Annotated in this window: 9 protein-coding genes; 5 read left to right on the top strand and 4 right to left on the bottom strand. The window is 67.5% G+C overall.

Annotated elements, in window-relative coordinates; translation table 11 throughout:
* Positions 1–153 precede the first annotated feature (153 nt).
* The 3 genes from VKG81_RS02425 to VKG81_RS02415 are packed head-to-tail and all read left to right on the top strand — an operon-like array spanning position 154 to position 3,026.
* Positions 154–1,245, top strand: a complete 1,092-nt coding sequence (locus VKG81_RS02425) for a Re/Si-specific NAD(P)(+) transhydrogenase subunit alpha (protein WP_324389349.1) — start codon at positions 154–156, stop codon at positions 1,243–1,245.
* A 3-nt stretch (positions 1,246–1,248) separates the two neighbouring features.
* Positions 1,249–1,608, top strand: a complete 360-nt coding sequence (locus VKG81_RS02420; RefSeq protein WP_324389347.1) for an NAD(P) transhydrogenase subunit alpha — start codon at positions 1,249–1,251, stop codon at positions 1,606–1,608.
* Positions 1,605–3,026, top strand: coding sequence for an NAD(P)(+) transhydrogenase (Re/Si-specific) subunit beta (locus tag VKG81_RS02415; protein WP_324389345.1), 1,422 nt, complete (start codon positions 1,605–1,607; stop codon positions 3,024–3,026). The genes VKG81_RS02420 and VKG81_RS02415 overlap by 4 nt, the downstream gene beginning before the upstream one ends.
* On the opposite strand, the gene VKG81_RS02410 is transcribed toward VKG81_RS02415, so the two are convergent.
* Positions 3,023–3,796 (bottom strand): HAD-IIA family hydrolase, encoded by a 774-nt coding sequence (locus VKG81_RS02410; protein ID WP_324389343.1) that lies wholly within the window; start codon positions 3,794–3,796, stop codon positions 3,023–3,025. The genes VKG81_RS02415 and VKG81_RS02410 overlap by 4 nt on opposite strands.
* Positions 3,797–3,851: 55 nt before the next feature.
* Between VKG81_RS02410 and VKG81_RS02405 the strand changes: the two genes are divergently transcribed.
* Entirely contained in the window at positions 3,852–4,214 is a 363-nt protein-coding gene (locus tag VKG81_RS02405) for a hypothetical protein (RefSeq protein WP_324389341.1), read from the top strand.
* 198 nt (positions 4,215–4,412) lie between these two features.
* Here VKG81_RS02405 and VKG81_RS02400 read toward each other — a convergent pair whose 3' ends face one another.
* The 3 genes from VKG81_RS02400 to VKG81_RS02390 are packed head-to-tail and all read right to left on the bottom strand — an operon-like array spanning position 4,413 to position 9,138.
* A complete protein-coding gene (locus tag VKG81_RS02400) occupies positions 4,413–5,852 on the bottom strand; it encodes a wax ester/triacylglycerol synthase domain-containing protein (protein ID WP_324389339.1) in 1,440 nt (479 codons plus the stop codon).
* Positions 5,849–7,291 carry an HAD-IB family hydrolase gene (locus tag VKG81_RS02395; RefSeq protein ID WP_324389337.1) on the bottom strand — a complete coding sequence of 481 codons (1,443 nt, stop codon included), beginning with the start codon at positions 7,289–7,291 and terminating at the stop codon, positions 5,849–5,851. The genes VKG81_RS02400 and VKG81_RS02395 overlap by 4 nt, the downstream gene beginning before the upstream one ends.
* Positions 7,288–9,138 (bottom strand): lysophospholipid acyltransferase, encoded by a 1,851-nt coding sequence (locus VKG81_RS02390; RefSeq protein ID WP_324389335.1) that lies wholly within the window; start codon positions 9,136–9,138, stop codon positions 7,288–7,290. The genes VKG81_RS02395 and VKG81_RS02390 overlap by 4 nt, the downstream gene beginning before the upstream one ends.
* Positions 9,139–9,646: 508 nt before the next feature.
* Here VKG81_RS02390 and VKG81_RS02380 point away from each other — a divergent pair.
* A partial coding sequence (locus VKG81_RS02380; RefSeq protein WP_324389333.1) for a lipid-transfer protein occupies positions 9,647–10,771 on the top strand: 1,125 nt, incomplete at its 3' end.

Raw genomic sequence — 10,771 nt, 5'->3', positions numbered from 1 at the left:
GGGTGAGCGCGATCAACTCGGCCGCCTCCGGGGTGGGCAGCAACCGCTCCACGGCCATGCGAGCCCCTTCCTACTAGGGTGTCTGAGCACCCAAGTAAATATCGGATGGGCATACCGCAGGGTGAATCCGGCGGGGGAAGTTGAGGCGGTCAGGTGACGGAGACGCAGACGACGATCGGGGTGGTCGCGGAGTCGGCCGAGGGTGAGCGCCGGGTGGCGCTGGTGCCCAAGGCAGTCGCCGGCCTGACCGCCCGGGGCGTGGCGGTGGTGGTGGAGCCGGGGGCGGGCGCGGGGGCCCTGCTGCCCGACGACCTGTACACCAAGGCCGGCGCCACGATCGGCGACGCCTGGTCGGCCGACGTGGTGGTCAAGGTGGCGCCGCCGACCGACGAGGAGGTGGGCCGGTTGCGCCGCGGCCAGACGTTGATCGGCTTCTTGGCGCCGCGCAGCGCCGACACCAACATCGGTGCGCTGAAGGAGGCCGGGGTGGCCGCGTTCGCGCTGGAGGCGATTCCGCGGATCTCGCGGGCGCAGGCGATGGACGCGCTGTCGTCGCAGGCCAACGTGGCCGGCTACAAGGCGGCGCTGTTGGCGGCGTGGGAGGCGACGCGGTTTTTCCCGATGCTGACCACCGCGGCGGGCACCGTGAAGCCGGCCATGGTGCTGGTGCTCGGTGTCGGGGTGGCCGGGTTGCAGGCGCTGGCCACCGCCAAGCGGCTGGGGGCCCGCACCACCGGGTATGACGTGCGGCCCGAGGTCGCCGATCAGGTGCGCTCGGTGGGCGCCCAGTGGCTGGACCTGGGCATCGACGCGGCGGGGGAGGGCGGCTACGCCCGGGAACTTTCCGACGAGGAGCGCGCTTCCCAGCAGAAGGCGCTGGAAAAGGCCATCACCGGCTTCGACGTCGTGATCACCACGGCGTTGGTACCCGGGCGGCCCGCGCCGCGGCTGGTGACCGCCGACGCGGTGGCGGGCATGGCGGCCGGGAGCGTGGTGGTCGATCTGGCCGGGGAGGCCGGCGGCAATTGTGAGCTGACAGAGCCGGGCGAGACCGTCGTGCGCCACGACGTGACGATCGCCGCGCCGCTGAACCTGCCCGCCACGATGCCCGAGCACGCCAGCGAGCTGTATGCCAAGAACATCACCGCGCTGCTGGAGCTGCTGATCAAGGACGGGCGGCTGGCGCCCGATTTCGACGACGAGGTGGTCGCGGGCGCGTGCGTGACCCGTCCCAGGGAGGACTGAACGATGTATGACCAACTGCTGGCCAACCTGGCGATCCTGGTGCTGGCGGGGTTCGTCGGCTTCGCGGTGATCTCCAAGGTGCCCAACACCCTGCACACGCCGTTGATGTCGGGCACGAATGCGATCCACGGTGTCGTCGTCTTGGGCGCGCTGGTGGTGCTGGGGGGTCTGGAGCACCCGACGATCGCCGAGCAGATCATCTTGTTCGTCGCGCTGGTGTTCGGCACGCTCAACGTGGTCGGCGGCTTCGTGGTCACCGACCGCATGCTGGGCATGTTCAAGGGCAAGAAGCCGGCCAAGGCTGAGGTCGCCAAGGCCGGTCGCGCGGCTGACGGCGCGGCGGCGAACGGGCGGGTGAAGTGAACTACCTCGTCGCGGTCCTCTATATCGTCGCGTTCTCGCTGTTCATCTACGGCCTGATGGGCCTGACCGGCCCAAGGACCGCCGTGCGGGGCAACTGGATCGCCGCGACGGGCATGGCGATCGCGGTGATCGCCACGCTGGTCGCGATTCGCCACACCCACAACTGGGCGCTGATCATCGCGGGCCTGCTGGTGGGTGTGGCGCTGGGTGTGCCGCCTGCCCGGCTGACCAAGATGACCGCGATGCCGCAGCTGGTCGCTTTGTTCAACGGGGTGGGCGGCGGCACCGTCGCGCTGATCTCGCTGTCGGAATTCCTGGACACCAACGGCTTTTCGGCGTTTCACCACGGCGAGTCGCCGACCGTGAACATCGTCGTGGCATCGCTGTTCGCCGCGATCATCGGATCGATCTCGTTTTGGGGGTCGCTCATCGCGTTCGGCAAGCTGCAGGAGATCCTGCCCGGCCGCCCGATCAGCGTGGGCAAGGCCCAGCAGCCCCTGAACGCGCTGCTCCTGGTCGCTGCGGTGGCGTCGGCGGTGATCATCGGGCTGGCCGCGCATCCCGGCGGCGGGGCGTCGCTGTGGTGGATGATCGGGCTGCTGGGGGCCGCCGGCGTGCTGGGTCTGATGGTGGTGCTGCCGATCGGCGGCGCCGACATGCCGGTGGTCATCTCGATGCTGAACGCGATGACGGGGCTCTCGGCCGCCGCCGCGGGCCTGGCGCTTAACAACACCGCGATGATCGTCGCCGGCATGATCGTGGGCGCATCGGGTTCGATCCTGACCAACCTGATGGCCAAGGCGATGAACCGCTCCATCCCGGCGATCGTCGCCGGCGGGTTCGGCGGCAGCGGGGTCGCGGTGGGCTCCGGTGACGGCGTCGACCGCACGGTCAAGTCCACCTCGGCCGCGGACGCCGCCATCCAGATGGCCTACGCCAACCAGGTTATCGTGGTGCCCGGCTACGGCATGGCGGTCGCGCAGGCCCAGCACGCGGTCAAGGACATGGCCACCCTGCTCGAGCAGCGCGGGGTGCCGGTCAAATACGCCATCCACCCGGTGGCCGGCCGGATGCCCGGCCACATGAACGTGCTGTTAGCCGAGGCCGACGTGCCCTACGACGCGATGCAGGAAATGGACGACATCAACGACGAGTTCGCCCGCACCGATGTCGCGATGGTCATCGGCGCCAACGACGTCACCAACCCCGCGGCGCGCAACGAGCCCAACTCCCCGATCTACGGCATGCCGATCCTCAACGTCGACAAGGCCAAGTCGGTGATCGTGCTCAAACGATCGATGAACTCCGGCTTCGCCGGCATCGACAACCCGCTGTTCTACGGCGAAGGCACCACGATGCTCTTCGGGGACGCGAAGAAGTCGGTCAGCGCAGTGAGCGAGGAACTCAAGGCGCTCTAGACGAGCTCGATCGCTTCGGCGATCGACTGCAGGATGCGGCCGGGCCGGAACGGATACCTCTCGACTTCCTCGAGGGTGGTCGACCCGGTCAGCACGAGGATCGTGTCGAGGCCGGCCTCGATGCCGGCGACGACGTCGGTGTCCATCCGGTCGCCGACCATCATGGTGCTCTCCGAATGAGCCTCGATGCGATTCAGCGCGCTGCGGAACATCATCGGGTTCGGCTTGCCGACGAAGTACGGGTCGCGGCCCGTCGCCTTGGTGATCAGTGCCGCGACCGAGCCGGTGGCCGGCAGCGGGCCCTCGGACGACGGCCCGGTGGCATCGGGATTGGTTGCGATGAACCGGGCGCCCGCGCCGATCAACCGGATGGCCCTGGTGATCGCCGAGAACGAGTACGTCCTGGTCTCGCCGAGCACGACGAAATCCGGATCGATGTCGGTCAACGTGTAGCCGATTTCGTGCAGCGCCGTCGTGAGCCCCGCCTCGCCGATCACGTACGCCGAGCCGCCCTTGACCTGGCTATCCAGGAAGGTGGCGGTGGCGGTGGCTGAGGTCCAGATCGCCTGCTCGGGCACCGCGAGCCCCGACATGGCCAGCCGGGCCGACAGGTCGCGCGGCGTGAAGATGGAGTTGTTGGTCAGGACGAGAAACCGACGCCCCCGGTCGACGAGCCGCCGGAGAAACTCGGCGGCGCCCGGCAGAGCGTGGTCCTCGCGGACCAGCACACCGTCCATGTCGGTAAGCCAGCACTGCGCGGCTGAACGCACCAGGACAGTCTCTCAGTTGTGCCACAGCTAACGCGAGGCCCTACGATCGATCCCCGTGGCGGACGGCCAGTGGTACGAACAACCGGGTGCGGTGTTCGCCGCCGCCGTGGGCGGCCTGGTCGTGGTTGCCGTGATCGTGTTCGCGGTCGTGCAGACCTCCCGCCACTCCACCGCTCCGTCGGGAACCGACCTGCCGACGACGACCACGACTACGACGATTACGACACGCACGACGACGACCACGACCACGACGACGACGACCGCGACGACAACGCCGGAAACGAGTTCCAGCGAGCCACCGCCGGCGGAGACGACACGCGATACCAGCGCTCTGACCGACACCTCGACCTCGACCGGCACCACCACCATGTCGAACCCGTACTCGACGACCACGCCACCTATCGCCGGCGCCTCCTAGGGGTTTTCCGCGCTGTCTGATCAAACCAATGGCGCCGCCGGTGAGGGCACCGCCGAGGGGCAGCAGGGCCGGGCCGGCGCCACCGGGGTGCGGCAAAGCGCCCTGGGGCAGGCGGCGACGATTGTTCGCGATCGGCCAGCTCTCCTCTGGTTGTCGGAAGGGGAAAGCCAGGGCGCAGGCCACACGCGGAGCCGGCGCTCAGCCCACGGCCAGTGTCTCTTCCAATCCCGCGCCAAAGCAGCCCAGCACGGCTTCGACGTCCGCAACCGCCGCGCCATCGATGTTGAGCCCGAAGCAGCAGGTTCCGGCGTGGGAGACCATTGCCGCCATCACGGCGACACCGGGCAGCGGGCCGAATGGATACAGTCGCTCGACCTTGGCCCCGGCGAGATACGTCTGATACGGCAGGCCGGGCACGTTCGAGGCGGACATATCGGCCGCAGCCCCGAGCCGGGACAACGTGGCGCCCACCCCCGACGGCAGCCTGTTCGCCAGCGGAGCCACGAGTGAGAACGTGTCCAGCGCCGGCTCGGTGCGCAGCGATAGCACCGTGCCCCGAATGGCCGCGATGCGCTCCGCCGGGTCGGCGATACCGATCGGCGCGGCGAACAGCGCCCCGGCCCATTTATTGCCGCCCATCGGATCATCGGCCTTACGCAATGACACCGGCATCGCCATCGGCAGGCGGTCCAGCTCGACGCCGTGCCGTTCGTGATAGATCCGCAACCCGCCCAACAGCGCCGCGACGAACGCATCGTTCACCGACCCGCCGCCGGCTTTACCGGCCGACTTCAATTCCGCCAGCGGGCATTCCAGCACGCCGTAGCGCCAGACACGTCCGGTGCGGCCGCGGAGCAATGGCGACGAGGCGGCAGGCGGCGGCGACAGCACCCGTCGCAGCGAACCCGCGTACCGCAGTGCCTGCCCGACCGCATCCCGCGGCCGGGTCAGCAGGCCGACACCCGACCGGGCCACGGCCACCGCGATGCCGGGGGATGCAAGAAGCATTTCGCCAATCTCGTCGACTGCCAGCCGGATCGAGTCGATATCGGGTTCGCCGTCCTCTGCTGGTTCGGGCCGCGGCTTGTCCGGAGTGTGCTCGCGGGTTCGGCTCTGCAGGGACGACAGCAGTTCGATCCCGCCCATGCCGTCGGTGAGCGAGTGGTGCATCTTCAGCACATACGCCGCGCGGCCGTCATCGAGCCCCTCAACAAGCCGCGCCTCCCACAGCGGCCGGTGGCGGTCCAGCGGCACCAGCGCGAACGCCGCCGCGTGGTCCAGCAGGGCCCGCATCGAACCGGCGCCCGGTAGCCGCACGCGGCGCAGGTGGTAGTCCAGCCGGAAGTGCTCGTCGAGGACCCAGGCCGGCGGGCCCACCGGCAAGGCGGGTTCGACCACGCGCTGACGGGTGCGGGCGATCAGCTGGGTTCCCCATTCGTGAGCCGCCACAAGGCGATCCCAGTCCGGCGTGGTGTCGAGCAGCATCACCGAGAGGATGGTCGAGGACTGCTGGGGGTGGCGCTCGGATCGCCACATCAGGGCCTCGAACTCCGTCATCCGCGGGCTGCGCCCCCACTGCGACGCCTTGGACCAGGCCTGCAGATTCGCATCCGCGACGGTTTGATCGTGGTCGCTCATGACACCTCCCCATCAATCGGCCAGTCATCGAGGGTGTCGACGAACTTCTGGCGAACCTCGGCGACGCGGGCATCCAGGTCGCCAACGGTCCAGTCTTCCGTCGGGATCGGTTCCAGTACAGCGACATCCACGGTGCCGGGGTTGATGACCATCGACCGCCGCCACATCAATTCACCCGCGTTGCGAATGACGATGGGCACCATGGGCACGCCCGCCTGCATCGCTAGATGGAACGCACCCTTCTTGAACCGTGCGACGGTCGGTGTCGGGGTGCGGGTGCCCTCGGGCATGATCGCCACCGACGTGCCGGAACGGATCCGCTCGACGAGCGCATCGATGTCGCGCTTGGCGCTCTCGGGATTTGACCGGTCAATGAACGCCAGGTCCATCAGCTGGCTGCCGATGATCATGCGCGGGTCGTAGCGGGCTTCCTTTTTGGCCACGCCCGTGAGATTCCGGCGGACCAGGGAGCCCACGATCAGAACATCCAGCGAACTCTGGTGGTTGCCGACGAACACCGCGGGACGACGTGCCCAAAGGTTATCTTCACCAACGACGTTCAAACGCACACCGGCCAGCGCGAGCGCGCTGTCACAGGCCAGCGGTAAGGCGGCGTTGAGGCCGAGCTCGGGATCGCGGCGCAGCGCTCCGAGCGCGAATCCCAGACCCATCCCGGTATTGAACGCGCCCATCGCCGCTGCGGTGCCCAGCAGTGCCCGCAGGCCGGGCTTGCGTGGTTCCCGCAAGGTCAGAATTGGCCAGCCCTGCGCCTGCGCGGCGGCGGCGAGCCCCGGGTGGGGATTCAGTGCGCTCGGGCTGCCGACCGAAGCAAGGAACGGCACGTCCTCGGCGCCGTTGGCGTACGCGTAGCTCGCCGGCAGATCGATCTTGTTGCCACGGGCAAACTCTCGTACGGCCGCGCCCTTGGGTTCACCCCAAAGCATTGGCCCGGCGAGCCGACCGGTCAGGATGCCGTCTTCGACCTCAACATGCGTGCACAACAGGTGTTCGATACCGAGGTCCGTCGCGACTGGCTCGATCTGGTATCTGGAAGCCGACGAGGCAATCGCGAGTGTGTGTCCCATTCGGCGATGCGCCCGCACCAGTTCGCGTGCCCCCGGGCGCATGGTGCCCGAGACCTTCTGCACGAAGAGCCGCTCCCCGAGTTCGGTCAGCGTGTCCTCGGTGCGCCCGCGCAGCCCCATGAACGCCGCGTCGGCGAACTTCGCCGGGTCGCCACCTAGGCCGGTGTCCAGCGCCGACAGCAGAACTCGGAGAAATTCGCCGGACGAGACCTCACCGCTGCGGACGCGGTCGGAATAGAACGCCGCGGCCGTGTAGCCCTGCACCAGGGTGCCGTCGAGATCGAAGAACGCGCCGATCCGGGGCCCGGAGGGCCCCTGCCGAACCTTCTCGATCGCCTCGCGCGCGCTGGTCATCGCCCTCTGGCCAGCTCTGCTATCTTGTTGACTCGTCGTATCGCCGTGGCGATCTCGTCGGCAAACTGCTGCCGGCGTTTGGCGATGTCGTCGCCGCCGAACAACTCACGATGCCGAGCCAGGCGGAGTGCCGTCTTGAACAGTTCCATCGACCTCGACTCGGCGCTGGCGATTCTGCGCTGCAGCTCCCACTGCTTGCCAATCTGCAGGCATTCGGTGAGAAAGGCCTTCTCGTCGAACGACTCGTCCTCATGGGCGGCCAGTCGGTCGGCGACGATGTCGTAGGCGTCGAGGAACGGGCGCAACACCAGGTGCGCCAGCAGTGGGTCGGCCGACTCCAGCAGCGACCGCGCATCGGCTGCGGTCCAATTCTTGGCCGTGTCATCCACGGCCGCGCCGATGAGGCGCAGTTCGTCGGTCAGGTCGCGCTCGAACTCCGCGCGTGCGGAGAACAAGAACTCGAACTTCAACAGCTCCCGAAGACGCAGCGCCTCGTCGTGCACGGTCGCCCGGGAATCGGCGCCACTTTCCGCCGCGGCGAGCAATGCCATCTCGGCGATGGCGCGATCGACCAGAATGTGGATCGCCGTGTTCCGGTAGAACGCCGCAACCAAGTGCTGCTGCTCGCCGATGCCCCAGACCGGTTCCGTCCCGGCGTCGTAGACGCTCACCACACCGGAGGCGACCAGCTCGTGCAGCGTCCATCGGATCGCCGACCGATTCGTCAGATCAGCCGCACCGGCGACCTTCCAGTTGCGCGCCGCGATGTAACTCGCGAGCGGGCGCACCGTGGCCATCACCTCGCCGATCGTGAGCGAACGGTCCGCACCCAGCAGCGCGAGGCTCACTACCGCGGTGGGCGTGACAGGCGTTGCGCGGTTGATCCGGTGCGACATGTCGAGCGCGATGCGCTCGATCTCGTTGCCGGACGCTGATGTGTCGGCCCGCAATTCCTCTAGGCGCTTGCGCAGCGGCACCGGTTCGCCGAAGTCCAGGTAGGCGCGGCCGAGCCGGTGGGCCTGCTGCCGGGCAAGCCGGACCAAAAACCGGAGATCCTCGGGCGGCTTCACGCCGCCGGATGCCTCGGTGGTCATCGCGCCCACCTCGTGCAGCTGGTCATAGACGATCGAGGTGGGCACGAGATACACCTCAGGGCCGTCGATCTCGTCGACGGCGTCGCTGATGTAACGCAGGATGCCGTACACCGGGGGTCGTAGTTTGCCGGTCCGGGTCCTGCCTCCTTCGATCGACCAGGTGAGGTTGGCGTGATTTTGCACCAGCTGCGCGGTATAGGCGCGCAGCGCGAACCGGTAGACGGGAATGTCCCTGGTCTGGCGCCGGATAAAGATCGCCCCGGTACGTTTCGCAACCGTGCCGAACGGGAAGAAGTTCATATTCGCCCCGCCATAGGTCAGCGCGGGCTTGAGCCGGTTCGTGATGATCGCCTCGGGCAGCAGCATGCCGTCCAGGTAGGACCGGTGCGAGAACGCGAACGCAAGCGTCGCCTTACGGTCGAGCTTGCGCAGTTCCGCCACCCGCTCGTCGTCGACCAGAACGTCGTAGGCCCGCATGAACCAACGACTGAAGCCACGCCAGGCTTCCACCGACCGCTCGTCCACCGACGCCGCCATTTCGCGCAGGTAGCCGGCCGCCTCCGCGCGCACGCTGTCCGGGTCTCGCCCAAGGGTCGCCGCAAGTCCGCACACCCGCTCCTCGTACCACCGCGCGGCGAGCAGTTGGGAAACCTCTTCGGGGTCTGATGCCATGGCGGTCGCCGACTCGTCCACGACGCCAGCCCGTTGCAATATCTTTCGCGCCCCGATCCGATCGAGCACGTTTGCGTTCATCGGTCCATCTCCAGTCGGTTCGCCGCCCAGATCGCAGGGCGACCTCTCGACACATCGACGCTAACCCTGTTGTGAACGCCCGACGCGCGATTCCGCCGGGAAGCCGCAGAACGCTGGTTGAGCGACATTGACCTGAGCCTGTTCCACCTGACCCGCGGGCTCGGATTCGCCGAGCAGAGCGTGCCCGGTCGTTCTTGTCAGCCTGGTTCGGCTGTGGTCCGCGCACCTATCGGCGGGCAATCCGCTCCACCGCGTCATTTCAGCGCGCGTAGCGGCACGTCGAGCAGGAGTTGAAGCGAAACTGGCCGATATTGCAGTCGCCCTGCCAGGAACCTCTATCTGAATCCTGCTTAGCCCTATGTGAACGTCGAGTGCTTGCGAATCGGTTCTTCGGTCGTGATCTTCGATCACATATCCGATGCTCAGCGCGTGCTAGTTGCGCTGCAGCCGATGACGTGATTCACTAAGTGAATATTCCGTAGTTTTGGAAATCGGCGAGGGAGTGGTTATGGGCGGACGTGTCGTGGTGGCGGGCGTCGGGATGATTCCGTTCAGCACACCGAGGAAGAGCGAGCCGTATGACGTCATGGCCCAAGCCGCCGCGCGGAGGGCTCTCGATGACGCCGGCATCGAATACGCCGCGGTGCAGCAGGGATACGTGGGCTACGTGTATGGCGACTCGACGTCGGGTCAGGCCTCGTTGTACGGGCTGGGCCAGACCGGTATTCCGATCGTCAATGTCAACAACAATTGTTCGACGGGCTCGTCGGCGTTGTTCTTGGCGCGGCAGGCGATCGAGACCGGCGCAGCGGACTGTGTGATCGCGCTTGGCTTCGAGCAGATGATGCGCGGGGCGCTGGGTTCGATGTGGAGTGATCGGCCCAGCGCTTTCGCCCGGTTCGACGACACCACGAGGGCGCTTCAGGGGTGGGATGACGCCGCCCCGATGGCGGCGCAGTATTTCGGCGGCGCGGGAATTGCGTACGCCGACAAGTACGGCATGGACCCCGCCGTATTCGCGCAGGTCGCGGTCAAGGCGCGCAAGCATGCCGCCAACAACCCGTATGCGGTGTTCCGCGACCCGGTCACTGTTGAGGAGGTGTTGGCGTCTCCGTCTATCTTCGGCCCGCTGACACGGCTGCAGTGCTGTCCGCCGACCTGCGGTGCTGCCGCGGCGATTTTGTGCAGCGCGGAGTTCGCGCGCGCCAACGGGCTCGACGCCACGGTGGTAATCCGGGCGCAGGCGATGACCACTGACTTTGCGTCGACCTTCTGCGGCGACATGATCGCGGTTGTCGGTTACGACATGGCCAAGGCCGCTGCCGACCAGGTCTATGAGGCAGCCGGGGTCGGTCCGGAGGACATCAGCGTCGTCGAACTGCATGACTGCTTCACCACCAACGAAGTATTGAGCTATGAGTGCCTGGGTTTGACCCCGGAGGGCACCGCCGAGAAGTTCATCGCCGAGGGCGACAACACCTACGGCGGGCGGGTTGTCACCAACCCGTCGGGCGGGCTGCTGTCCAAGGGCCACCCGCTGGGCGCAACAGGTTTGGCGCAGTGCGCTGAATTGGTGTGGCAGTTGCGCGGTCAGGCAGGGGCCCGCCAGGTCGAGGGCGTCACGCTGGCGTTG

Origin of the sequence: Mycobacterium sp., assembly GCF_035314905.1 — a bacterium.
Taxonomy (GTDB): Bacteria; Actinomycetota; Actinomycetes; order Mycobacteriales; family Mycobacteriaceae; genus Mycobacterium.
Note: the sequence above shows the minus strand (reverse complement) of the source record. Positions and strands in the feature narration are given on the sequence as shown.

Bases quoted from the DNA above. Each gene is read 5' to 3' on its own strand.
- VKG81_RS02400 (WP_324389339.1), bottom strand. From the start codon at position 5,852: ATGAGCGACCACGATCAAACCGTCGCGGATGCGAATCTGCAGGCCTGG.
- VKG81_RS02390 (WP_324389335.1), bottom strand. From the start codon at position 9,138: ATGAACGCAAACGTGCTCGATCGGATCGGGGCGCGAAAGATATTGCAA.
- VKG81_RS02395 (WP_324389337.1), bottom strand. From the start codon at position 7,291: ATGACCAGCGCGCGCGAGGCGATCGAGAAGGTTCGGCAGGGGCCCTCC.
- VKG81_RS02420 (WP_324389347.1), top strand. From the start codon at position 1,249: ATGTATGACCAACTGCTGGCCAACCTGGCGATCCTGGTGCTGGCGGGG.